We start from the raw sequence: 22,727 nt of genomic DNA, 5'->3' as shown, positions 1-22,727 counted from the left end.
GGAGCACCTCGTCACCGTCCCGACCGCTGTGCTACACCGACGGTCCCCGCACCTGCCCGAGGGCCCGAGGCCGGCGTGGACCTCGACCCGTCGCCCGCTCCGCGCGCACCCGACCAGCAGAGGAGCACCAGCATGCTGTTCCACGTCCGCATGGACGTCGCCGTCCCCCGCGACCTCGACCCCGCCGAGCGCACCGACCTGCTCGCCCGCGAGAAGGCCCGCGCGCTGGAGTTGCAGCGGAAGGGCACCTGGGTGCACCTGTGGCGGGTGGTCGGCCAGTACAGCAACATCAGCGTCTTCGACGTCGACAGCTCCGACGAGCTGCACGAGATCCTGTGGAACCTGCCGCTGTTCCCGTTCATGACCATCGCGGTGACCCCGCTGACCGAGCACCCCTCGGCGCTGTCGGCCAACCCGTGACCACGGTCGAGGAGCGGCTGCGGCGGCTGGAGGACGCGGTCCTCCTCCACAGCGACATCGAGGCGATCCGGACCCTCGACGCCACCTACTGCCGGCTGATCGACACCGGCGACTGGCCCGGGCTGGCCGGGCTGTTCACGCCGGACGGCACCTTCGACGGGCTGGCCGTGGTCACCGGCTCCGCCGACCTGCTCGCCTTCTTCAGCGGGCTCGCCGATGGCGGGATGCGGTTCTGGCACCACGTCGGCAACCACGAGATCGAGGTGGACGGCGACACCGCTACGGTGCGCTCGATGCTGTGGCAGCCCTGCGTGGTCGACGGCGTCCCGCACGTCGCCGCGGGCCGCTACTCCGACCGGCTGGTCCGCACCGCCGAGGGATGGCGGTACGCGGTCAAGCAGGTGCGCTTCGACTACTGGGGACCGCTGCGCGACGGCTGGGACCAGCACCGCTTCGGTTTCGCCCCCGCCCGCAGTGCCGCCACCGGAGGAGGAACCGCATGACCGCACGCCTGTCCGCCGTCGTCGACGGCCCGGACGACGCCCCCGTCCTGGTGTTCGGCCCGTCGCTGGGCACCGACACCGGGCTGTTCGACGCCCAGGCCGCCGAGTTCGCCGGCCGGTTCCGCGTGGTGCGCTACGACCTGCGCGGGCACGGCGGCTCGGAGGTGGTCCCCGGGCCGTGCGCGATGGCCGACCTGGCCGGCGACGTCGTCTCCATGCTCGACCGGCTCGGCGTGCAGCGGTTCTCCTACGCCGGGGTCTCGATCGGCGGGGCCATCGGCCAGCAGCTGGCCCTCACCGTGCCCGACCGGCTGGAGAAGTTGGCGGTCCTCGCCTCGGCGGCGCAGTTCGCCGACCCGCCGTCGTGGACGGTGCGCGCGCAGCAGGTGCGCGAGCACGGTACGGAGGTGCTCGTCGGCTCCCGCACCGGCACCTGGTTCACGGCGGCCTGGGCGGAGCAGCACCCGGACGAGGCCCTGCGGCTGCTGAAGATGCTGCGCGACACCCCGCGCGAGGGCTATGCCGCCTGCTGCGAGGCGATCGGCGCGTTCGACGTCCGCAGCCGGCTGGGCGAGATCACGACGCCGACGATCGTGCTGGCCGGCGCCGAGGACCCGGCCACCCCGCCGGAGATGGTGCAGGTCGTCGCCGACGGCATCGGCGCCGAGTTCGTCGTCGTCCCCGGGGCGGCACACCTGCCCAACGCCACCGACCCCGAGACGGTCAACGCGGCGCTGGCCCGCCACCTGGGCTGAGCCCTCCGCGGCGAGATCTGCACAGTGGTCGCCACCGTGCAGATCTCACGCCCCGGTCAGCGGGAGTAGTACTCGACGACGAGCTGCTCCTCGCAGACCACCGGGACCTCCTCGCGGGCCGGCGTCCGCTCGACCCGGGCGACCAGGTCGGCCAGCCCGACCGAGAGGTAGGCCGGGGCGTCGGCGTGCGCGCCGGAGGCGGCGACGACGAACGGCTCCTTGGTGCGCGACTTGGCAGCGATCTGCACGAAGTCACCCGGCTTGAGCCGGTAGGAGGGCCGGTCCACCCGCTTGCCGTTGACCAGCACGTGCCGGTGGGTGACGAACTGGCGGGCCTGGTGGATGGTGCGGGCGAAGCCGGCGCGCAGGACGGTGGCGTCCAGCCGCGACTCGAGGTCCTGGATCAGCGCCTCACCGGTCTTGCCGCCGGCGCGCTTGGCCCGGTCGAAGGCCGCCCGCAGCTGGGTCTCGCTGATGTCGTACTGCGCCCGCAGCCGCTGCTTCTCGAGCAGCCGGGTCTTGTAGTCGCTGCTGCTCTTGCGCTTGCGGCCGTGCTCGCCCGGCGGGTACGGACGGCGCTCGAAGTAGGCCACCGCCTTCGGCGTCAGCGGGATGCCCAGCGCGCGGCTGAGCCGGATCTTGGGGCGCGGGGTGTTCACGGGACCTCCTGGTTTGGTTAGGCTCACCTTACTCCTTTGGAGCTTCCCGTCGTCGACCCCGAGGGACGCCATGACCGCCGGCCACCCGACCCCGCCGCACACCGACCGGGCCGCCGTGCCCGCCGCCGCCGAGCGGGCCCGCACCGTCGCCACCCGGCCCGCCGCCTCGATCGCGGCCCTCGGGCTCGGCACCAGCCGGCTGCTGGCCGCGACCACCACCGCCGACGGCGAGGTGCTCGTGGTGGTGCCGCGCGCCGGCGGCCTGGCCGAGGCGGTGGCCTGCGCGCCCGAGGGCGACCTGCCCGCGCGGGTCACGGTGACCGCGCGCTCGCCCCTGCCGCTGCGCAACCCACTGCGGGCCCGGCTCGAGCTGGCCGGGTGGCTCACCCCGGTGCCGGCCCGCGAGGAACCCGACCTGGTGCTCGCCTTCGCCGAGGCCTGTGCGGCCGACGTCCTGCTCGACGTCGGGCTCTCGGCCACGCTGCTGCGCCTGGACCTCGCGGAGGTCCTCCTGCACGAGGGCGGCGGCTGCAGCGAGATCACGCCCGAGGACTACGCGGCGGCCCGGCCCGATCCGCTCGGCGCCGCCGAGGACGACCTGATGGCCGACTGCGCCGGCCCGCTCGCGGAGCTGTGCGTCCGGGTCCGGGCGTGGACCGGGGACGACGCGGTGCACCTGCTCGGCGTCGACCGGTTCGGCGTCCTGTTCCGCGTCGAGCACCGGCGCGGCTGCTACGACCTGCGGACGCCGTTCCCCGCGCCGCTGACCGGCCCCGGCGAGTTCGCGTCGGCGGTCACGACGCTGCTGGCCTGCGCGCGGGACTGACCGCCGCGCGGAGGGCCCGGGTCAGGTGCCGTAGGCCGCCAGGAACGCCTCGACGCCGGCCCGGGCCCGCCGGTCGAGCTCGGCGCCCTCCGGCACCGCACCCTCCCCCTCGAACATGACGCGGTCGAGGGTCGCGCCGACCACGAGGAAGGCGAAGTGCTCGGCCGCGAGCCGCCCGTCGGGGACGCGCAGGAGCCCGCGCCGGTCCAGGTCGGCGAACGCCCGGGCCAGCGCGCCGATCACGCGGCCGGGCGCACGCGCGTGGTACTCCCGCGCCAGTTCGGGGAAGCGTCGGGACTCCGCGCTGGCCAGCCGGCGCAGCCGGACGACCTGGGGGCGGGTCACCGAGGCCAGGTGGTGGGCGGCCAGGTCGTGCAGGGCCGCGCGCACGTCGGCCACCTCGTCGAGGGAGGCGACCAGCGCGTCGGCGAACTGCTCGGCGGTCGCGGTGACCCCGAGGACGATCTCGGTGAAGAGCCGCTCCTTGTCGACGAAGTGGTTGTAGACGGTCTTCTTCGACACCCCCGCCCGCTCGGCGACGTCGTCGATGCTCGTGTCGACGAACCCCCGCTCGAGGAAGAGTGCGGTGGCCGCCTCCAGGACGGCGGCCCGGCTGCGCACCACGCGCGGGTCGGGCGCGGGGCGGCCTCCACCGGGCGCCGAGGCTCCGTCCCGAGCGCTCATCCCCGGCACCTCCGATGAGTTCCGCCCGGCCGCGGCGTCTCTTGCACTGACCAGTGTAAGAACTCCCGGGAGGCAGACCGATGACCACCAGCGCAGCCCCGCACCCCGCCGTCCCCGCGTCCGCGCCCCGTGGCTGCGACCGGACCGCGGCGGTGACCCGCTCCCTGCTCGGTTACGGGCCGCTGGCCGGCGCCGTCTACCTCGCCTCCGGCCTCGTGCAGGCGCTGACCCGGGACGGGTTCGACATCACCCGCCACTCGCTGAGCCTGCTGGCCAACGGCCCGCTGGGCTGGATCCACGTCACCACCCTCGCCGTCTCCGGGCTGATGACCGTCGCCGCCGCCCTCGGCGTGCACCGCGCCCTGGGCGCCGGGCGCCTCGGTTCCTGGGCCGCCGGCCTGCTCGCCGGCTACGGGCTGTCGCTGGTGGCGGCCGCGGTCTTCGTCGCCGACCCGATGGACGGCTTCCCCGTCGGCACGCCCGCCGGAGCCCCGGTCGAGGTCACCGCCTCCGGGCTGCTGCACCTGGCCGCCGGCGGCATCGGCTTCGTCTGCCTGGTCGCCGCGGCCTCGGTCATGGCCCGGCGGTTCGCCGGCGAGGGACGGCGCAGCTGGGCCCGCGCGTCCCTGACCACCGCCGTCGTGGTGCTGACCGGCTTCCTGGGCGTCGCCTCCGGTGCCACGTCGTCGTGGGCGGTGCTCGTCCTCTGGGTCGGGGTCGTCGTCGGCTGGGGCTGGGTCGCGGCGGTGTCGGTGCACCTCTACCGGCGGACGCCACACCCGACCCGCGCCCGCGGCTGACCCGCGCCGGAGCCCGGCGAGATCCGCGGGGCGGCGGTTCCCCGGCCGGGGTGGCCGCCGCCCCGCGGATCTCGGCGTGCGTCAGGCCGCGGGGCGGAGCTCCCCGGCGAGGGCGGCCAGCGCCTTCTCGAAGCACTCCTGCGGCGGCTGCACCAGGCCGGCGCCGACCTGGCCGGTGCCGGCCACCCGACCGGCCATGCCGGTGTTGATCTGCGGCAGCCAGCCGGTCCGGGCCACCGCGAGGACGTCGATGCCGGTCGGCGACCCGCGGAAGCCGAGGATCGGCACCTGCATCGCCGGGTTCTCCGCGAGGGTCAGGGAGTACATCCGCTCGGTGGTGGCCAGCGCGTCGGGCACGGTGCCGCCGACGAACCGGACGATCGCCGGGGCCGCGGCCATCGTGAACCCGCCGACGCCGTAGGTCTCCATGATCGCTGAGTCGCCGATGTCGGGGTTGGCGTCCTCGGGGCCGTAGTCGCCGAGGAACAGGCCGACCGGCGTCTGCGCCGGGCCGGTGAACCAGCGGTCGCCGGTGCCGGCGGTCTGGATGCCGAACTCGGTGCCGTTGCGCGCCATCACCGTGACCATCGTCGAGCCCGGGACGTCCCGCGCCGCGTCCATGGCCAGCTTCGCCGTCGGCATGCCGAGGTTGAGGAAGAAGTGCTCGTTGCCGCCGATGAACCGCAGCACCGCCGCGACGTCGGACGCCGGGGCGTCGACCTCGACGATCGCCGGGGAGAGCTCGCGGAGGGTCATCAGCGAGCCGGCGCGGTTGCGGTTGTGCCCCTCGTCGCCCATCTGCAGCATCTGCGCGAGGACTGCCTTGGCGTCCAGCGGCTCGGCCATGGAGCGGACCGCCGTCTGCAGCACCGGCCCGAGGACGTCGCGCATCCACCGCAGCCGGGTGAGCACCTCGTCGTTGTAGGCGCCCATCCGCAGGACCTTGCCCAGGCCCTCGTTGAGGTTGCAGAACGCCTGCCCGCCGTGGACCGGGTCCGACAGGCACCACATCCACATCGACGGGCTGGTGACGCCGGCCATCGGGCCGACCGCCCGGTGGTGGTGGCAGGGGTCGAGGGTGATCTCCCCCGCGGCGAGGACCCGCTCGGCCTCCTCGACCGAGTCGGCCCAGCCCTCGAACAGGCAGGCGCCGATCAGCGCGCCGCGCAGCGGGCCGCTGGCGTCGGCCCAGGCGATCGGCGGGCCGGCGTGCAGCAGCGTGCGGTCGGGCAGCCCGAGCACGTCGCGGGCCGGCCGGACGTCGACCAGCTGCGACCCGGCGGCCATCACCCGCTCGACCGCGGTGCGGTTGGCCGCGGCGCGGCGCGGGTCGAGCGCCAGCGCCGCGAGCTGGGCGGGGTCGCCGAAGCCCGGCGGGCGCCAGTCGACGTCGTGCACCTCGGCGCCCTGGGCGCGCAGCGCGTCGGAGAAGACGTCGACGCCGGCGGCGACGATGGTCGGCGGGGCGGACAGCAGGTTCCCGAGGCTCATCGCACGGCTCCCAGCAGGTCGAGGGCGTACCGCGTGGCCGCGGCGTTGGACGCGAAGACGGCGGCACCGGCGGCGGCGAGGGCGTCGGCCTGGCGGCTCCACCTCTGTGGGTCGCCCTCGGTGCCGACCAGGGCGACCACCACGGGCAGCGTCCGGGTCGCGCGGGCGGCCCGCAGCGCCGGGGCGAGGGTGGCGGCGGGGTCGGCGTCGGCGCCGTACCCGAGGACGACGTCGAGCAGCAGCACAGCCGGCTCCCCCTCGGCGGCCAGCGCGGCGATCGCCTCGAGCCGCAGCGTCGGGTCGATCATCGGGTGCGCCCGCCCGACGGTGAGCGCGTCGTCGCCGAAGTCGACGACGACGTGCCCGCGGGCGGACAGGTCCGTCCCGAGGTCCAGGTCGGGCCGCAGCGGGGTGTTGGACCGGATGTCACCGAGCACCGGCGCGGCGATGAGCATCGCCTCGTCGGCGAGGGTGCCCCCCGAGTACAGGCCCTTGAGCACCGCACCGGGCAGCGGCGTCTCCTGCGGCCCGGGGCGCGACGGCCACTGCGGCACCTCCGCGCCCATGTCGGCGAGCAGCGCCTCCACGGCGGCGGTGAGGTCGGGGGTGTCGGGGGAGAGCGCCGCGGACCGCACCGGGACCGACAGCCGCGCGGCGACCTCCTCGACCGCGGCGGCCACCGACGGCGCCGGCGGCTTGGAGACCAGCAGCACCCGCTCGGTGGCGGGGTCGGCGTCCAGCGCGGCGAGCGCGTCGAGGGTCGCCAGCCCGCCGACGGCCTCCGACAGGTCGCGGCCGCCGACGCCGAGGACGTGGCTCACGCCGACGCCGGCCATGTCCAGCAGGCAGGACACCTGCTGCGCGCCGGTGCCGGAGGCGGCGACCAGGCCGACCGGGCCGCTGCGCACCACGTTGGCGAAGCCGAGGGCGACCCCGGAGACGATCGCCGTCCCGCAGTCGGGCCCCATGACGAGGACGCCGGCGTCGTGCGCGGCGCGCTTGAGCGCGACCTCGTGCTCGACCGGCACCCCGTCGGAGAACACCAGCACGCTGCGGCCGGCGGCGATCGCGTCGGCGGCCTCCGCGACGGCGTACTGGCCGGGCACGCTCACGATGGCCAGCGCGGAGCGCTCCGTCGGCAGGGCGTCGAGGCCGCCGCCGATGGTGCGCGCCGGGACGGCCTCGGCGGTGCCGCCGGCGCGCTCGCGGGCGGCCAGCGCGGCGTCGACCGCGGCCACCGCGGCGGCCAGGACCTCGTCGTCCGCGGCCGAGATCGCGATGAGCAACTGGTCGGGGGAGGCCTCCCCGTCGGGGGCCAGCCCCATGTTGGCGGCCAGCTCCAGGTTCAGCGGCGTGGCCATCGCGACGACGACGGCGGAGACCCCGTCGAGGGCGCCGATGTCCCGGCTGACCTGCATGAGCTTGACCGAGTCGGCGTAGACGCCGCTGCGGAGGGAGACGTGCCGGACTCCGGTGGCGGAGGGAGGGGCGCTCACCCTCACAATTTATCTCAGTGCTGAGACATCCAGGCAATAACGATTTAGCACTGAGGTACTTCCGCGCGCCTCCCGCAGCGTGACAGATTGACCCGTCCCCGGAGCCGGCAACGCGCGTCGACCGGCCCGGACCTGGTCTGTGGTGCACGTCGAGGAGGCACTCATGGCGTTCGGTTGGAAGCTCTACGGGGACGGCAAGACCCCGCCGTTGGGCGAGGCCGTCGCGCCCGATGAGCGCTTGTCGTGGCCCCGCACCATCGGCATCGGCGCCCAGCACGTGGTCGCCATGTTCGGCGCCACCTTCGTCTTCCCGATCGTCATGGGGCTCGACCCCAACCTGGCGATCATGATGAGCGGGATCGCGACGATCATCTTCCTGCTCATCGTCAACGGGAAGGTGCCGAGCTACCTCGGCACCAGCGCCTCCTTCGTGGGCGGCGTGGTCGCCGTCCGGGCGCAGGGCGGGGACTCCTCCGACGTCGTCGGCGCGATCCTGGTCTCCGGCGTCGTCCTCGCGATCGTCGGCGTGGTCATCCACTTCATGGGCGCGCGCGTGGTCAACGCCGTGCTGCCGCCGGCCGTGACCGGCGCGGTGGTCATGCTGATCGGGTTCAACCTCGCGCCCGTCGTCGCCGGGGTGTACTGGCCGCAGGACCAGTGGGTCGGCCTGGCGACGATGGTCTTCGTCATCGTCGCGTCGCTGCTGCTGCGCGGCTTCTGGGCCCGCATCTCGATCCTGCTGGGCCTCGTCTTCGGCTACCTGCTCTCGGTGCTGCTCGACGTCACCGCCGGGCCGATCACCGCCCCGGACGGGACCGGGACGGTCTCCACCCACGAGCGGATCAACTTCGACGCCGTGGGCCAGGCCGACTGGTTCGGCCTGCCGGACTTCATCGCACCCAGCTTCTCGTTCAACTTCTCGCTGCTGGTGCTGCCCGCCGTCATCGCGCTCATCGCCGAGAACGCCGGCCACGTCAAGGCCGTCGCCGCCATGACCAAGCGCGACCTCGACCCGGTCATGGGCCGCGCGATCGCCGCCGACGGCATCGCCACCGTCGTCGCGACGTCGGTCGGCGGGTCCCCCACCACGACGTACGCCGAGAACATCGGCGTCATGGCCGCGACGCGGGTCTACTCGACCGCCGCCTACTACGTGGCGGCGGTCGTGGCGATCCTGCTGGGCCTGTGCCCGAAGTTCGGGGCGCTGATCAACATCGTGCCCGGCGGGGTGCTCGGCGGGATCACCGTCGTCCTCTACGGGATGATCGGCCTGCTCGGCGCGAAGATCTGGAAGGAGAACCGCGTCGACTTCGCCAACCCGATCAACCTGGTGCCGCTCGCCGCCGGGATCATCATCGCCATCGGCAACGTGACGCTGCAGATCACCGACACCTTCTCGCTGTCGGGCATCGCCTTCGGTGCGATCGTCGCCGTCGTCTTCTGGCACGTGGCCCGCGTGCTGGCCCCGGCCGAGATGAAGGAAGCGCTCACCCGGGAGGGCGTCCACCCGGCCGCGGGCTCGTCGTTCGGGCACGTCCACGGCGAGGAGGTCATCTCCGACCCGTCGTCGGTCGACGAGGTCGGCCGGCCGGGTGTCCCGAGCGCCCGGACGCCGGGGAAGGGCACGCGCACGTCGTGATCCCCGCGGGACCGCGTCGGTCCCGCGCTGCCGGCAAGGGCCCCGTCACCTCGGTGACGGGGCCCTTTCCGCTGTTCAGGGCCCAGCGGAGGCAGCCGGGGGACGGCCGTCGTCCGGACACGAATATTTAGCACTGAGGTACTTCCGCCGCTCCGGGCCCCGTGACAGGCTGACACCTCGCCGGTGCGGGCGACGCTCGTCGGCCCAGCACCCCCGGCCGGCCGTCAGGGCCCCCGGGAGTCGGCGATGAGCGCGGCAAGGAGGCACTCGTGGCGTTGCGTCGGAAGCCCCGCCGGGCCGGCACCCGGCCGGGAAGCCGGGGAGCCGTCGGCCGGTGAAGCCCGCCGCGTTCCGCTACGCCGACCCCCGCTCGCTGGACGAGGCCCTCGCGGTCCTCGCCGCGGAGGAGGGTGCGAAGGTCCTGGCCGGCGGCCAGTCGCTGCTGCCGCTGCTGTCCATGCGGCTCGCCGCGCCGGCCGCGCTGGTCGACATCAACCGGGTGCCCGGCCTGGACACCGTCGAGGCGACCGGGGACGGCGTCCGGGTGGGCGCCCTCGTGCGCCACGCCTCCCTGCTCTCCGACACCGCGGCCGCGCGCGTGCAGCCGCTGCTGGGCCGGGCGACGGCGAACGTGGCGCACCCCGCGATCCGCAACCGCGGGACCACCGTCGGGTCGATCGCGCACGCCGACCCCTCCGGCGAGATGACCTCCGTCCTCGCCCTGACCGGCGGCTCGGTCTCCGTCGCCACGCCGTCGGGCACCCGCGACGTGGCCTGGCCGGACCTCTTCGTCGGCCCGCTGGAGACCTCGCTGTCCGGCCCGGCCATCGTCACCTCCGCGTTCTTCCCGGCCCTGCCCGAGCGCGCGGGCACCGCGTTCGCCGAGGTCGCCCGCCGCAAGGGCGACTACGCCGTCTGCGGCGCCGGGGTGGTGGTCGAGCTCGACGCGTCCCGCCGGGTGACCGCCGCGCGCGCCGCCTACATCTCCGTCGGGCTGGTGCCGGAGGTGCACGACCTCACCGAGGCCGTCGCCGGCGCGCCGGTCGAGAAGGCCGACTGGGCCGCCGCCGGCGCGCTGGCCCGCACCCTGGTCGACCCCGACGGCGACCTGCACGCCAGCGCGGACTACCGCCGCCTGCTGGTCGGCGTGCTGACCGAACGCACGCTCGCAGAGGCCGCCACCGAGGCAGTCGCGAAGGTGACGGGCGAGTGAGCATCGCAGGGAGCGCTGGCGACCGAGGAGCGGAGCGAGGCCGGAACCGAGCCATGAGCACCGAGAGGACCGCCGCATGACCGTCTCCGTCGACGCCGAGCGCACGATCACCGTGACCGTGAACGGTGTTCCACGTGAAGCCACCGTGCCGGTGCGGCGGCTGCTGTCGGACGCGCTGCGCCACGACCTGGGCCTGACCGGCACGCACGTCGGCTGCGAGCACGGCGTCTGCGGCGCCTGCACCGTGGTCGTGGACGGCGCGCCGGTGCGGTCCTGCCTGGTGCTGGCCGTCCAGGTGGACGGGGCCTCGGTGGAGACCGTCGAGGGCCTCGCCCGCGACGACGGCCGGGGCGGGCAGGTGCTGCACCCGGTCCAGGAGGCCTTCCGCGAGTGCCACGCGCTGCAGTGCGGGTTCTGCACGCCGGGCTTCCTCATGACGATCAAGGCCGGGCTGGAGAACCGCGACGCGGCGGCCGAGCTCACCGAGGAGGAGGTCGACGACCTGGTCGGCGGCAACCTCTGCCGGTGCACGGGCTACGCCAACATCAAGAAGGCCGTGCGCCACGCGGCCGCGGCGATGCGGGACGCCCGATGACGTCGGTTTCCGCGAAAACCGACGCGGGCCGGGCGCCGGTCCCCACCGCGGAGACCGGCGGAGAGGGGGGACGGCGGTGACGACCAAGCTGTTCGGGGAGCCGGTCCGCCGGCGCGAGGACGCCCGGCTCATCACCGGCCGGGGCCGCTACCTCGACGACATCGGCTCGACCGCGACCCTGGCCGCCGCCTTCGTGCGCAGTCCGCACGCGCACGCCCGCATCGTCGACATCGACGTCGAGGCGGCGCTGGACGTCGAGGGCCTGGTGGCGATCTACACCTACGAGGACCTCACCGGCCCGCTCGCCGAGCCGCTGCCCGTCCTCATCCCGCACCCGCAGCTGCACGCGCCGCGCACCGGCTACCCGCTGGCCAACGGCGAGGTCAACCACGTCGGCGAGCCGATCGTCATGGTCGTGGCCACCGACCGGTACCTCGCCGAGGACGCCGCCGAGCGGATCGTCGTCACCTACGAGGAGCTCCCGCCCGTCGTGGGCGTGGACGCCGCCCGCGCCGCCGAGCACGCCGTCCACGAGGAGATCCCCGACAACGTCGCCGCCCGGCACCACCAGGAGACCGGGGACGTCGAGCCCGCGCTGGCCGCCAGCCCGCACACGCTGTCGTTCACCCAGTACATCGAGCGCAGCGCCTGCATGCCGATGGAGGGCAAGGGCGTGCACGCGCGCTGGGACGCCGCCGACCGGAGCCTGCGCGTCTACACCAGCACCCAGGCCTCGACGTCGGTGCGCGCGGCGATCGCGGCCAAGCTGCAGCTGTCCCTGGACAAGGTCGAGGTGATCGCGCCCGACGTCGGCGGCGGCTTCGGCGTGAAGATCGTGCACCCGTGGCCCGAGGAGCTGCTGGTGCCGATGGCCGCGATCGCGCTGCAGGCCGAGGTCAAGTGGACCGAGGACCGCCGCGAGCACTTCATCTCCAGCGCCCACGAGCGGCAGCAGCGGCAGGAGGTCACCGTCGGGTACGACGACGACGGGAAGATCACCGCGCTGGACGTCCACATCTGGCACGACAACGGCGCGTACACGCCCTACGGGATCATCGTGCCGATCGTGACCGCGACCCAGCTGGTCGGGCCCTACGTCATCCCGGCCTACCGGGTGATCGTCGAGAGCGTCTTCACCAACACCGTCATCGTGACGCCGTACCGCGGCGCCGGCCGCCCGCAGGGCTGCTACGCGATGGAGCGGACCATGGACCGCATCGCCGACGCCCTCGGCCTGGACCGGGCGGTCGTCCGGGAGCGGAACCTGATCCGGCCCGACCAGTTCCCCTACGACCACCGGCTGACCTTCCAGGACGGCCGGCCGGTGATCTACGACTCCGGCGACTACCCGGGGCTGCTGGACAAGCTGCGCGACCTCGTCGGCTGGGAGCAGGCCGAGGAGCTGCGGGCGGACGCCGAGGCCCGCGGCAAGCTGCTCGGCGTCGGGATGGCGCTGTACGTGGAGGGCACCGGCCCCGGCCCGTACGAGGGCGGCCACGTGCAGGTGCTCGGCAGCGGCAAGGTGCTGGTCTCGACCGGGCTGACCTCGCAGGGGCAGGGCCACGAGACGGTGTTCGCGCAGATCGTCGCCTCCGAGCTCGGGGTGCCGATCGAGGACGTCGAGGTCACCACCGGCGACACCCGTCGGTTCGGGTACGCGGTGGGCACGTTCGCCTCCCGGGCGGCGGTGATGAGCGGCAACGCGATCGCGCTGGCCGCCCGCGGGGTCCGGGAGAAGGCGCTGCGGATCGCCGCCGACGTCCTCGAGGTGGACGCCGGCGACCTGGAGATCGACGACGGCGTGGTGCAGGTGAAGGGCACCCCCGGGGCGTCGATCCCGCTGCGGACGGTCGCCGTCCTGTCCAACCCGCTGCGCTACGCGTTCGACGAGGCGGCCAAGCAGGCCACCCAGTTCGCCGGCCCGGGCGACGACAGCAAGCCGCCGGTGGCCGCGGGCGACGCGCCGGGCCTGGAGCACCGCGACTACTACTCGCCGATCCGGTCGACCTTCGCCTCGGGCGCGCACGCCGCGGTCGTGGAGATCGACCCGGCGACGTGGGAGATCGACGTCGTCAAGTACGCGGTCGTGCACGACTGCGGCAACGTGGTCAACCCGATGATCGTCGAGGGCCAGGTGCAGGGCGGCGTCGCGCAGGGCGTGGGCGGCGCGCTGTACGAGCGGATGGCCTACGACGCCGACGGGCAGCTGCAGAACGCGTCGTTCATGGACTTCCTCATGCCGTACGCGTCGGAGGTCCCGGACGTGGTGATCGACCACCAGCAGACCCCGTCGCCGCTGAACCCGCTGGGCATCAAGGGCGCCGGTGAGGCCGGCGTCATCCCCGGGACGGCGGCGATCGCCTCGGCCATCGAGGACGCCACCGGACGCCGGATCACGGCGATGCCCATCTCCCCCACCCAGCTGTACGACCTGGTGCGATCCCCCGATTCGGAGCGGACGGCGGCGTCCGCCCGCAGGACAGGAGCAAGTGCGTGAACCTCGACGGCTCTGCGGTGCTGCACGCCGACCCGGAGAAGGTGTGGTCGGTCATCACCGACCCGGCGGTGCTGGCCCGCACGATCCCCGGCTGCGAGTCGCTGGAACGCACCGGGGACGACGAGTACCGGATGAACGTGTCCGTCGGGGTCGGGGCGATCAAGGGGACCTACGCCGGCGAGGTGCGGCTGACCGACCAGCAGCGGCCGAAGTCCTACGTGATGCACGCGTCGGGGGCCGGTGCGCCCGGGAACGCGCGGGCGCAGGTGACGATCAACCTGGAGCCGACCGACGCCGGGACGACGACGCTGACCTACTCGGCCGACGCCGTGATCGGCGGCCCGGTCGCGGGCGTGGGCCAGCGGATGATCACCGGCGTCGCGAAGCGGATGGCCGGGCAGTTCTTCAAGGCGATCGACGACGAGCTGACCGGTGCGGCGGCCCCGGCGCCTGCCGTGGCTGCTCCCGCTGCTGAGGCTCCCGTCGCCGCCGAGGTCGCTCCGGCGGCCGCTGCCCCGACGGTGTTCGCCGGCCGGGCCGCGGCCGCGCCCGCCGCTGCGTCCGACGTCCGGACGCTGGTGACCGGCGCGGTCGGTGGTGCCGGGCTCACCCTGCTCGGCGTCCTCGTCGGCTGGCTCCTGGGCCGCCGCCGGGGCTGACCCGCTCCCCCGACGGGCGCTGTGTGCACTCAGCGTGGTCCCGGACGACGCCGGACCGCGCTGAGTGCACAAATCGGGAGCGCGGCCTGCTCGACGGCTGAGCTGACGGCGTGTCAGGCGGCGCGGGCCACTGCGCGGGCCTCCGCGCGGACCTGCACCGCGGTGAGCAGCTCCCACCGGATCGCGGAGCTGCCCGGGCCGATCACCCACCAGTAGCGGTCGAAGCGCCGCCGGGTGGCCGGGTCGGTCGACACCACGCGGGTCTCCGAGCTCAGCACCGTGCCGCCGCGGGACGGCGCCAGGCGGAGGTCCATGGCCGCCTTCACCCAGCCCGGCTCCGCGAACCGACGCACGCCGTCGGCGTCGAGCGCCGGTGGCCGGTCCCCGCCGGACAGCCGCCACGCCTGGAGCACGCCGCCGAACACGGCCGACTCCGGGGGCTGCGAGCACAGCAGCGGCACCGGCACGGCATCGAGGAACGGCCGGTCGCGCAGGTGCCCCAGCCCGCGACCGGCGAGCACGACCGGCAGGAAGCGGGCGGCGCTGAGCACCGCCGTCACCGGCAGCCGGGACATCCGCACCCGGTGCAGCTCGTCCCACACCGCCGCCGGCGGGGCGTCGATCCACTGCGCCTGGCGGGTGACGTGGTCGGCTGCCGGCACGACGTCGTCGAGGTCCACACGGCTCCCGTACCCGGCCGGAGCGCGCCGTGTGCACCCAGCGTGGTCCCGGACAGCGCGAGACCACGCCGAGTGCACAGGGCGTCAGCTGGCCCGGCGGTCGGTGAGGGTCGGGTAGTCGGTGTAGCCCTCGGCGCCGGACGCGTAGAACAGGTGCGCCCGGATCTCGTTCTCCGGGTGCTCGCCGGCCCACCGCTCCACCAGGTCGGGGTTGGCGATGACCGGGCGGCCCACGGCGACGGCGTCGGCGTGCGCGGCCTCGATGAGCGCCACCGCCTCCTCGCGCGTGGTCACCGTGCCGAACCCGCTGTTGGCGATCAGCGGGCCGCCGAAGCGCCGGCGCAGCTCCTGCACCAGGTCGCCGGCCGGCTCGCGGTGCAGCACCGACAGGTAGGCGAGGCCCAGCGGGGCGAGCTGGTCGAGCAGCGCGCCGTAGGTGGCGAGGACGTCGTCCCGGTCGGGCTCCAGGGCGTCCTGGATGCCGTGCTCGGGCGAGATGCGCAGGCCGACGCGGCCGGCGCCGATCGCCGCGGCCACCGCCGTCACCACCTGGACGACGAAGCGCGCCCGGTTCTCCGGGGAGCCGCCGTACTCGTCGGTCCGCAGGTTGGACGTCGGGGAGAGGAACTCGTGCAGCAGGTAGCCGTTGGCGCCGTGGATCTCCACGCCGTCCAGACCGGCCTCGATCGCGCGGCGGGCGGCGGTGACGAAGTCCTGCACGGTCGCCCGGGCCTCGGCGACGGTCAGCGCGTGCGGCACCGGGTACGGCTGCTTGCCCTTCTCCGTGTGCCCCTCGCCGTTGATGGCGACGGCGCTGGGCGCGACCACGCGGCGGCCGCCGTTGACGTCGGGGTGGGTGACCCGGCCGCCGTGCATCACCTGCATCACGATCGTGCCGCCACGGGCGTGCACCGCCTCGGCGACGCGGCGCCAGCCCTCGACCTGCTCGTCGGTGACGATGCCGGGCTGGCCGACGAACGCCTGCGACTCGTGGTTCGGGTAGGTGCCCTCGGTGATGATCAGGCCGACCCCGGCGCGCTGCCGGTAGTGCTCGACGACGAGGTCGCCGGGGACGCCGGAGGCGCCGGAGCGCATGCGGGTGAGCGGGGCCATCACGACGCGGTTGGCGAGCTCGAGGCCGCCCAGGGTCACGGGGGAGAACAGGTCCACGAGGAGTTCGACGCCCGGACCGGAGCCGCCATTCCGGGCCGCGACCGTCACGGCGCTCACAGTGACGCGCGTCCCGCCGCAACGGACACGTCGCAACAGCGGATCGGCGGCCGTCGAGTGGCGCGATGTACGTCGCGTTCGTACGGTGACCGTGTCCGGCCCTCGACGCCTCCCGAGCCCGGGGAGCCCGCGCCGGACGCCGCCGAGTCGCACCCACCGTGGTGGGCGCGAGCCGGGGACCCACCCGCACCACCCGGGGTGAGTCCCGCTCCCGGGAGCACCGGGAGCGGGTAGGGCACTCCCAGCCCGAACCCGTCAGCTGACCCGGTAGGCGGCCCGGGGAGAAACGGAGAACCACCGCGCGCCTGGGGCCGGAGCCCCCGCGCGCCCACAGGTCCGGGACCGTCGCGCTCCCGCCTGTCCACCCACCAGGACCAGCCGCACGGCACGCACCGTCGGCCGACGGCTCCTCGCCGGGCGTCCGTGTCCGGCCGGTGCCGCGCGCCCAGCTGACGACACGCCGACGGCCGCGGCCGGTCCCGCAGCACCGTCCCGGCGCCGTCGGTGCCGGGCGACCGCACAGCACGAGGAACACACATGCACAACCAGCACAACCAGCGCCCTCGCTCCCTGCACCGGCTCGCCGCCGCAGCCGGTCTGAGCCTGGCCCTCGCCCTCGCCCCCACCGGGGGTTCGGTCGCCCGGGCGGAGGGGGACCACTCCCTGGCCTCGATCGGGGCCTCGCAGAAGCAGGCCTACAAGAACCACGCCCTGGGCCAGGTCGGGGGCAACCGCACCCAGTTCGGCTGCCTCGACCAACTGTGGGAGCGGGAGAGCGGGTGGAACCCCCACGCGCAGAACCCGACGAGCAGCGCCTACGGCATCCCGCAGTTCCTCGACTCCACCTGGGCCATGACCGGCATCCGCAAGACCTCGGACCCGTACCGGCAGATCAAGGCGGGGCTGATCTACATCGGGAAGCGGTACGGCAGCCCCTGCGGGGCGTGGCGGCACTCCCAGAACACCGGCTGGTACTGACCCGCGACGACGATCGCCTGTCCGGACGGACCGCGCCCGCCCGGACAGGTGGTCCGGCGGGGAGTCGTGCTCTGCCCACCCTCGTGGGCAGAGCACGACTCCCCGGGCACCAGGTCCCGGACCCGTCAGGCGGGACTCGCGGGCGGTCGGGCCACGGCTCTCAGGGGTGTCAGGCCCCGGCGCCCGCCATCGCCTCGGCGGTCAGCTCGACCGAGCGCAGCCGGCCCTCCGTGCCGGGGAACTGGTGCGCCACGATCAGCTCGTCGGCGTCGGCGTGCTTCGCGAAGCCCTGGAGGTACTCGCGCACCTCGTCCGGGGTCCCGATGGCGGTGTGGGTGAGCATCGTGTCGACGTGCAGGCCCGCGCCGCCGTCGAGCAGCAGCTGCGCCTCGTCGTCCGACAGCGACCGCCCGCGGCCGAACAGCCCGACGGCCAGCGTCCGACGGACGGCGGCGTAGGCCTCCTCGGCCGCCGAGCGGGTGTCGGCCGCGACCACGTTCACGCCGGCGACCACGTACGGCTCGGCGAGCTGCTCGGACGGCTTGAACTCGCGCCGGTAGGCCTCGACCGCGGGCTGGAGCATCGCCGGGGCGAAGTGCGACGCGAACGCGTAGGGCAGGCCGAGCGCGGCGGCCAGCGTCGCCCCGAACATCGACGAGCCCAGGACGTAGAGCGGCACGCGCGAGCCCTTGCCCGGGATCGCGTCGACCCCGGGCACCCGCGACTCCCCGGCCAGGTAGGCCTGCAGCTCGAGGACGTCCTGCGGGAAGCGGTCGGCCGAGCGGGGGTCCCGGCGCAGGGCGTACATCGTGTTCTGGTCCGAGCCCGGGGCCCGGCCCAGGCCCAGGTCGATCCGGCCCGGGTACATGGCGTCGAGGGTGCCGAACTGCTCGGCGATGGTCAGCGGCGCGTGGTTGGGCAGCATGACGCCGCCGGCGCCGAGCCGGATGGACGACGTGTGCGCGCCGACGTGCGCGATCAGCACGCTCGTGGCCGACGACGCGATGTGCGGCATGTTGTGGTGCTCGGCGTACCAGACCCGGCGGTAGCCGGTCTCCTCGGCCCGCTGCGCGAGCGCGACGCTCGCGGCGATGCTGTCGGCTGCGGTCGACCCCTTGGCGATCGGCGCCAGGTCGAGGATGGACAGCGGGATGCTCATGACGGTGCCTCTTCCGTGGTGTTGTCACGAGCAACGGGTCGGGGGCCGCCGTCCTTCCCGGGTGTGTCACTCCTCGTACTCGGGCCCCACCGAACCGGTCTCCACCTCACCGACCCGCTGGTAGGTGGCGATCAGCACGCCCGAGCCGGTCACCTTCGACGCGGTCAGCCGCCAGGTGCGCGGGATCGCCCCCTCGCCGAACAGCCGCTTGCCCTGCCCGAGGGTCACCGGGAAGACGACCAGCCGCAGCTCGTCGACCAGGTCCTCGTGCAGCAGCGTCTGCACCAGCCCGGCCGAGCCGTGCACCTGCAGCTCCCCGCCGTCCTCGGCCTTGAGCGCCCGGACGGCGTCGGGCACGGGACCCTCCAGCAGCCGCGCGGTCTCCCACTCCACCTCGGTGAGGGTCCGCGAGGCGACGTACTTGGTCTTGTCGTTCAGGCCGGTCGAGACCGCGCTGCTCTCGTCCCGCATCTTCGGCCAGGACGCGTAGAAGATGTCGTAGGTCCGCCGGCCGAGCAGGAAGTCCTGTGCGGGGCCGAACCACTCCTCCATCTGCGCGCCGAGGTCCTCGTCGAAGTGCGGCACCAGCCAGCCCTCGTAGGAGAACCCGCCCTCCGGGTCCTCGCCCGGCCCGCCGGGGGCCTGCATGACGCCGTCCAGGGTGACGAACGTGGTGACGACGAGCGGTCGCATCGGGGTCCTCCTCGGGTGCGGCCCGGCCTCGGGTGACCGGTCTCCCCGGTAGGACGGCGTCCGCGCCGCCTTCTCATCGACGAGGTCGACCTCCGCTCACGCGGCCAGGGCGACGTCCCGGTCGGCGGCGGCCACCAGCTCGGCGTAGCGGCCGCCCGCGCCGAGCAGCTCCTCGTGCGTGCCGCTCTCCACGACCCGGCCCGCCGCGAGCACCGCGATCCGGTCGGCGTCGCGCACCGTGGACAGCCGGTGCGCGATCGTGATCGTCGTCCGGCCGCGGCTGGCCTCGTCGAGGGCGGCCTGCACGGCCCGCTCGGTGGCGGTGTCCAGCGCGCTGGTCGCCTCGTCGAGCACCAGCACCCGCGGGTCGCGCAGCAGCGTGCGGGCGATCGCCAGCCGCTGCTTCTCCCCGCCGGAGAACCGGTGCCCGCGGGCGCCCACCACGGTGTCGTAGCCGTCGGGCAGCGCGGCGATGACGTCGTGCACCTGGGCGCGGCGGGCGGCCTCCTCGATCTCGGCGTCCGTGGCGTCGGGCCGGGCGTGCCGCAGGTTCTCCCGCACCGTCGTGTGCAGCAGGTAGGTCTCCTGCGCGACGACGCCCACCACCTGCGCCAGCGTGGCCAGGGTCAGGTCGCGGACGTCGACGCCGTCGATCGTCACCCGGCCGGCGGTCGGGTCGGCCAGCCGCGCGACCAGCGAGGCCAGCGTGCTCTTGCCCGAGCCGGTCTCCCCCACCAGCGCCAGCGTCGTGCCGGCCGGCACCGCGAGGTCGACGTCGGCCAGCGCGGGCCGGTGCCCGCCGGGGTAGGTGAACGAGACGCCCTCGAACCGGACCTCGCCGCGCACGGCCGCCGGGTCGAGCGGCACGGGGTCGGCCGGGTCGTCGATCTCCACCGGCAGGTCGAGGTACTCGAACACCCGGCTGAACAGGGCCATCGAGCTGGTCACCGAGACGCCGACGTCGAGCAGCTGCATGAGCGGGCGGAACAGCGTGGTCTGCAGCGTGGTGAACGCGACCAGGGTGCCGATGGTCATGCCGCCGGAGGTCGCCGGCAGGCCCGCGGCCAGGTAGATCGCCGCCGGGATGGCGGCGAAGACGATGCTCATCGTGGCCATCCGCCACCGGCCGGCCAGCTGGGAGCGCACCTCCAGGTCGACCAGGCCCTCGGAGGTGTCGGCGAACCGCCGCGACTGCGTGGGCCCGGCGCCCAGGGTCTTGCCCAGCAGCACGCCGCTGATCGACAGCCCCTCCTCGACCTGGGCGTGCAGGTCGGCGAGGGCACGCTGCCGCTGCGTGGTGACGGCGTACCGCATCCTGGCGACCCTGCGGGTCAGCAGCACCGCCGGCGGCAGGACGACGAGGGACAGCAGCGACAGCCGCCACGACAGCGCCACCATGGCGAGCACGGTGCCGACGACGGTGGTCGCGTTGGACGCCAGCGACGTCGCCGTCGAGGTGACCACCGACTGCATGCCGGCGATGTCGTTGGTGAGCCGCGACTGCACGTCTCCCCCGCGGGTGCGGGTGAAGAAGCCCAGCGACTGGCGCTGCAGGTGGCTGAAGACCGCCGTCCGCAGGCCGTGCATCACGCGCTGGCCGACCGTCGTGGACAGCCAGGTCTGCACCACCCCGAGGACGGCGGTGGTGCCGGCCACCGCGACCATCCCGGCGACCGCCCAGGCGAGCAGGACGACGTCCTGCCGCGGGAGCGCCTCGTCGATCACGAGCCGGACGAGGAACGGCGAGGCCAGCGCCACGACCGAGGCGCAGACGATGAGCACCACCACCACGGCCACCTGCCAGCGGTAGGGCGAGAAGAGGGCACCCACCCGGCGCAGCGGGACGGGTGAGCGCTCGAGCTGGGCACGGTCGGCCGGGTCGACGGTGCGCCCCGAGCGCCCGCCCCCGCCGCCTCTGGTCAGTCCGTCGACGACGACCACCTCCACGGTTTACTGAGGTAACCTCACGATGAGGTAACCGTAGCAGCGTCGGTACGATTCCCGCCGTGGCCGACGACGACGCCGAGGCGCTGGGCGAGTTGCTCATGCGGGTGGCCCGCGCGCAACGCCATCGGTGGAGCGATGCCCTGGCGCCCTGGGACCTCTCCCCGCACCAGGCCCGTGCGCTGCGCGCCGTCTGCACGCGGGAGGGCACCCGGCTGTCGGACCTGGCCGAGGCGCTGCACATCGCGCCGCGCTCGGCCACGGAGGTCGCCGACGCGCTGGAGGCCCGCGGGCTGGCCACCCGCTCCCCCGACCCCACCGACCGGCGGGCCGTCGTCCTCGCGCCGACCGCGGCCGGGCGCCGGGTCGCCCAGGAGGTCGCCGCGGCGCGGGCGGCCGACACCCGTGACCTCTTCGCCCGCCTCGACCCGGCCGACCGGGCCGCCCTCGGCCGGATCCTGCGGACCCTCGCCGCGGACTGACCCGACCGCTCCGCGCATGCGTACATCCCGGGCATCCGGGCTACGGGGGGTTGCGGGTGACGGACCCGTCACACCACCCGAGGGGGAAGGACTCCGCCGTGCTCTCCGAGAAGGCCAGGCCCGTCATCGAGGCCACCCTGCCCGTGGTCGGCGAGAACATCGGCAAGATCGCCGAGCGCTTCTACCAGCACCTCTTCGGCGAGCACCCGGAGCTGCTGGACGGCACGTTCAACCGCGGCAACCAGGCCGAGGGGACCCAGCAGCAGGCGCTGGCCGGCTCGGTGGCGATGTTCGCCAGCGCGCTGGTCAACCACCCCGACCAGCTGCCGGAGCACCTGCTCAACCGGGTCGCGCACAAGCACGCCTCGCTCGGCATCCAGCCCGCGCAGTACCAGGTGGTGCACGACAACCTGTTCTGGGCGATCGTCGACGTGCTCGGGGACGCCGTCACGCCCGAGGTCGCCGCCGCGTGGGACGAGGTCTACTGGCTGATGGCCTGGGCGCTCATCAACCAGGAGCGCGGCCTCTACAGCGCCCGTGGCGTCCGCCCGGAGACGGTGTGGCGCGACTGGGAGGTCATCGAGAAGGTCCGCGAGACCGACGACGTCGTCCGGTTCACCTGCAAGCGCATCGACGACCGGCTGGTGAAGACCTCCCTGCCCGGCCAGTACGTCACCGTGCGGCTGCCGATGCCCGACGGCGTCCTCCAGCCGCGGCAGTACAGCCTGACCCGGGCCGACGACGGCGAGCACCGGTCGTTCGCGGTCAAGCGCGTGCAGGGCGGCGGGAAGCCCGACGGCGAGGTGTCCACCCTGCTGCACGACCGGATCGACGTGGGCGACACGGTCACGATGTCGCTGCCGTTCGGGGACGTCGTCCTCGACGACTCCCGCCCGGCGGTGTTCGCCAGCGCCGGCATCGGCATCACCCCGATGGCCGGGATGATCTCGCACCTGGTCGGAGCCGGCTCGCACCTCGGCGTCACGCTGCTGCACGCCGACGTCGACGAGTCCTCGTGGGCGCTGCGCCGGCAGGTGGTGGACGACGTCCGCGCGCTGCAGGACGGAGAGCTGCACGTCTGGTTCGAGCGCGGGGCGGAGTGCAGCCTGCCGGTGGACGGCGTGCACGAGGGCGTGCTGGACGTGTCCGAGGTGGACCTGCCCGACGAGGCCGTCTACTACCTGTGCGGCCCGCTGCCGTTCATGAAGGCCGTCCGCCAGGCGCTGCTCGACCGTGGCGTGTCCCCCCGCGACATCCAGTACGAGGTGTTCGGCCCCGACCTGTGGCAGGCCGACGCCGATTGACCGCGGCCCGGCGGAACCAG

The 22,727-nt window shown here is 74.3% G+C and carries 22 protein-coding genes and 1 riboswitch; of the genes, 13 read left to right on the top strand and 9 right to left on the bottom strand.

Annotation, left to right across the window (positions count from 1 at the left end; all coding sequences use genetic code 11):
- Positions 1–132: 132 nt before the first annotated feature.
- Genes catC through pcaD form a run of 3 tightly spaced genes read left to right on the top strand, consistent with a single transcriptional unit; the run spans position 133 to position 1,678 of the window.
- On the top strand, positions 133–420 hold the full coding sequence (gene catC, locus ACI789_RS19970; RefSeq protein WP_456917851.1) for a muconolactone Delta-isomerase: 288 nt from the start codon (positions 133–135) through the stop codon (positions 418–420).
- A complete protein-coding gene (locus ACI789_RS19965) occupies positions 417–923 on the top strand; it encodes a nuclear transport factor 2 family protein (protein ID WP_457011104.1) in 507 nt (168 codons plus the stop codon). The genes catC and ACI789_RS19965 overlap by 4 nt, the downstream gene beginning before the upstream one ends.
- On the top strand, positions 920–1,678 hold the full coding sequence (pcaD, locus tag ACI789_RS19960; protein ID WP_457011103.1) for a 3-oxoadipate enol-lactonase: 759 nt from the start codon (positions 920–922) through the stop codon (positions 1,676–1,678). The genes ACI789_RS19965 and pcaD overlap by 4 nt, the downstream gene beginning before the upstream one ends.
- Before the next feature lie 56 nt (positions 1,679–1,734).
- Here pcaD and rpsD read toward each other — a convergent pair whose 3' ends face one another.
- Positions 1,735–2,337 carry a 30S ribosomal protein S4 gene (gene rpsD / locus ACI789_RS19955; RefSeq protein ID WP_457011102.1) on the bottom strand — a complete coding sequence of 201 codons (603 nt, stop codon included), beginning with the start codon at positions 2,335–2,337 and terminating at the stop codon, positions 1,735–1,737.
- Between the two features lie 70 nt (positions 2,338–2,407).
- Here rpsD and ACI789_RS19950 point away from each other — a divergent pair, with 70 nt between their 5' ends.
- Complete coding sequence (locus ACI789_RS19950) at positions 2,408–3,163, top strand: DUF2470 domain-containing protein (RefSeq protein WP_457011101.1); 756 nt, start codon at positions 2,408–2,410, stop codon at positions 3,161–3,163.
- 21 nt (positions 3,164–3,184) lie between these two features.
- Here ACI789_RS19950 and ACI789_RS19945 read toward each other — a convergent pair whose 3' ends face one another.
- Positions 3,185–3,847 carry a TetR/AcrR family transcriptional regulator gene (locus tag ACI789_RS19945; RefSeq protein ID WP_457011100.1) on the bottom strand — a complete coding sequence of 221 codons (663 nt, stop codon included), beginning with the start codon at positions 3,845–3,847 and terminating at the stop codon, positions 3,185–3,187.
- Positions 3,848–3,927: 80 nt separating this feature from the next.
- Here ACI789_RS19945 and ACI789_RS19940 point away from each other — a divergent pair, with 80 nt between their 5' ends.
- A complete protein-coding gene (locus tag ACI789_RS19940) occupies positions 3,928–4,647 on the top strand; it encodes a DUF998 domain-containing protein (protein WP_457011099.1) in 720 nt (239 codons plus the stop codon).
- An 81-nt stretch (positions 4,648–4,728) separates the two neighbouring features.
- Here the strand turns inward: ACI789_RS19940 and ACI789_RS19935 are convergent, their stop codons facing one another.
- The gene (locus ACI789_RS19935; RefSeq protein ID WP_457011098.1) at positions 4,729–6,138 is read right to left on the bottom strand and encodes a DUF1116 domain-containing protein; all 1,410 of its coding nucleotides are present in this window, start codon (positions 6,136–6,138) and stop codon (positions 4,729–4,731) included.
- Entirely contained in the window at positions 6,135–7,634 is a 1,500-nt protein-coding gene (locus tag ACI789_RS19930; RefSeq protein WP_457011097.1) for an FdrA family protein, read from the bottom strand. The genes ACI789_RS19935 and ACI789_RS19930 overlap by 4 nt, the downstream gene beginning before the upstream one ends.
- Before the next feature lie 163 nt (positions 7,635–7,797).
- On the opposite strand from ACI789_RS19930, the gene ACI789_RS19925 reads away from it, so the two are divergent.
- The 5 genes from ACI789_RS19925 to ACI789_RS19905 all read left to right on the top strand — a co-directional run bounded on the left by ACI789_RS19925 (position 7,798) and on the right by ACI789_RS19905 (position 14,237).
- Positions 7,798–9,273 (top strand): uracil-xanthine permease family protein, encoded by a 1,476-nt coding sequence (locus ACI789_RS19925; RefSeq protein ID WP_457011096.1) that lies wholly within the window; start codon positions 7,798–7,800, stop codon positions 9,271–9,273.
- A gap of 334 nt (positions 9,274–9,607) precedes the next feature.
- On the top strand, positions 9,608–10,486 hold the full coding sequence (locus ACI789_RS19920; RefSeq protein ID WP_457011095.1) for an FAD binding domain-containing protein: 879 nt from the start codon (positions 9,608–9,610) through the stop codon (positions 10,484–10,486).
- 76 nt (positions 10,487–10,562) lie between these two features.
- Positions 10,563–11,081 carry a (2Fe-2S)-binding protein gene (locus ACI789_RS19915; protein WP_457011094.1) on the top strand — a complete coding sequence of 173 codons (519 nt, stop codon included), beginning with the start codon at positions 10,563–10,565 and terminating at the stop codon, positions 11,079–11,081.
- Positions 11,082–11,157: 76 nt separating this feature from the next.
- Positions 11,158–13,578, top strand: coding sequence for an aerobic carbon-monoxide dehydrogenase large subunit (gene cutA, locus ACI789_RS19910; RefSeq protein WP_457011093.1), 2,421 nt, complete (start codon positions 11,158–11,160; stop codon positions 13,576–13,578).
- On the top strand, positions 13,575–14,237 hold the full coding sequence (locus ACI789_RS19905) for an SRPBCC family protein (RefSeq protein ID WP_457011092.1): 663 nt from the start codon (positions 13,575–13,577) through the stop codon (positions 14,235–14,237). Before cutA ends, ACI789_RS19905 begins: the two co-directional genes overlap by 4 nt.
- A gap of 113 nt (positions 14,238–14,350) precedes the next feature.
- Here ACI789_RS19905 and ACI789_RS19900 read toward each other — a convergent pair whose 3' ends face one another.
- Positions 14,351–14,917 (bottom strand): hypothetical protein, encoded by a 567-nt coding sequence (locus ACI789_RS19900; RefSeq protein ID WP_457011091.1) that lies wholly within the window; start codon positions 14,915–14,917, stop codon positions 14,351–14,353.
- Between the two features lie 84 nt (positions 14,918–15,001).
- Positions 15,002–16,138, bottom strand: coding sequence for an alkene reductase (locus ACI789_RS19895; protein WP_457011090.1), 1,137 nt, complete (start codon positions 16,136–16,138; stop codon positions 15,002–15,004).
- 139 nt (positions 16,139–16,277) lie between these two features.
- A riboswitch (cyclic di-AMP (ydaO/yuaA leader) is annotated at positions 16,278–16,436 on the top strand.
- Between the two features lie 248 nt (positions 16,437–16,684).
- Between ACI789_RS19895 and ACI789_RS19890 the strand changes: the two genes are divergently transcribed.
- The gene (locus tag ACI789_RS19890; protein WP_457011089.1) at positions 16,685–17,125 is read left to right on the top strand and encodes an aggregation-promoting factor C-terminal-like domain-containing protein; all 441 of its coding nucleotides are present in this window, start codon (positions 16,685–16,687) and stop codon (positions 17,123–17,125) included.
- A gap of 169 nt (positions 17,126–17,294) precedes the next feature.
- Here ACI789_RS19890 and ACI789_RS19885 read toward each other — a convergent pair whose 3' ends face one another.
- The 3 genes from ACI789_RS19885 to ACI789_RS19875 form a co-directional block, all read right to left on the bottom strand.
- Complete coding sequence (locus ACI789_RS19885; RefSeq protein ID WP_457011088.1) at positions 17,295–18,284, bottom strand: LLM class flavin-dependent oxidoreductase; 990 nt, start codon at positions 18,282–18,284, stop codon at positions 17,295–17,297.
- A gap of 66 nt (positions 18,285–18,350) precedes the next feature.
- Positions 18,351–18,977 carry a dihydrofolate reductase family protein gene (locus tag ACI789_RS19880; RefSeq protein WP_457011087.1) on the bottom strand — a complete coding sequence of 209 codons (627 nt, stop codon included), beginning with the start codon at positions 18,975–18,977 and terminating at the stop codon, positions 18,351–18,353.
- Positions 18,978–19,073: 96 nt separating this feature from the next.
- Positions 19,074–20,924, bottom strand: a complete 1,851-nt coding sequence (locus ACI789_RS19875; protein ID WP_457011086.1) for an ABC transporter ATP-binding protein — start codon at positions 20,922–20,924, stop codon at positions 19,074–19,076.
- Positions 20,925–20,983: 59 nt separating this feature from the next.
- Between ACI789_RS19875 and ACI789_RS19870 the strand changes: the two genes are divergently transcribed.
- Together ACI789_RS19870 and ACI789_RS19865 are read left to right on the top strand one after the other, a co-directional pair.
- Positions 20,984–21,403: a MarR family winged helix-turn-helix transcriptional regulator gene (locus ACI789_RS19870; RefSeq protein WP_457011085.1), complete on the top strand. Its 420-nt coding sequence runs from the start codon at positions 20,984–20,986 to the stop codon at positions 21,401–21,403.
- A gap of 98 nt (positions 21,404–21,501) precedes the next feature.
- On the top strand, positions 21,502–22,707 hold the full coding sequence (locus ACI789_RS19865) for a globin domain-containing protein (RefSeq protein ID WP_457011084.1): 1,206 nt from the start codon (positions 21,502–21,504) through the stop codon (positions 22,705–22,707).
- Positions 22,708–22,727 lie beyond the last annotated feature (20 nt).

It is taken from the genome of Geodermatophilus sp. SYSU D00965, from assembly GCF_054050075.1.
Note: the sequence above shows the minus strand (reverse complement) of the source record. Positions and strands in the feature narration are given on the sequence as shown.

Bases quoted from the DNA above. Each gene is read 5' to 3' on its own strand.
- ACI789_RS19935 (WP_457011098.1), bottom strand. From the start codon at position 6,138: ATGAGCCTCGGGAACCTGCTGTCCGCCCCGCCGACCATCGTCGCCGCC.
- ACI789_RS19915 (WP_457011094.1), top strand. From the start codon at position 10,563: ATGACCGTCTCCGTCGACGCCGAGCGCACGATCACCGTGACCGTGAAC.
- pcaD (WP_457011103.1), top strand. From the start codon at position 920: ATGACCGCACGCCTGTCCGCCGTCGTCGACGGCCCGGACGACGCCCCC.
- ACI789_RS19890 (WP_457011089.1), top strand. From the start codon at position 16,685: ATGCACAACCAGCACAACCAGCGCCCTCGCTCCCTGCACCGGCTCGCC.
- catC (WP_456917851.1), top strand. From the start codon at position 133: ATGCTGTTCCACGTCCGCATGGACGTCGCCGTCCCCCGCGACCTCGAC.
- ACI789_RS19880 (WP_457011087.1), bottom strand. From the start codon at position 18,977: ATGCGACCGCTCGTCGTCACCACGTTCGTCACCCTGGACGGCGTCATG.
- ACI789_RS19925 (WP_457011096.1), top strand. From the start codon at position 7,798: ATGGCGTTCGGTTGGAAGCTCTACGGGGACGGCAAGACCCCGCCGTTG.
- ACI789_RS19885 (WP_457011088.1), bottom strand. From the start codon at position 18,284: ATGAGCATCCCGCTGTCCATCCTCGACCTGGCGCCGATCGCCAAGGGG.
- ACI789_RS19950 (WP_457011101.1), top strand. From the start codon at position 2,408: ATGACCGCCGGCCACCCGACCCCGCCGCACACCGACCGGGCCGCCGTG.
- ACI789_RS19945 (WP_457011100.1), bottom strand. From the start codon at position 3,847: ATGAGCGCTCGGGACGGAGCCTCGGCGCCCGGTGGAGGCCGCCCCGCG.
- ACI789_RS19940 (WP_457011099.1), top strand. From the start codon at position 3,928: ATGACCACCAGCGCAGCCCCGCACCCCGCCGTCCCCGCGTCCGCGCCC.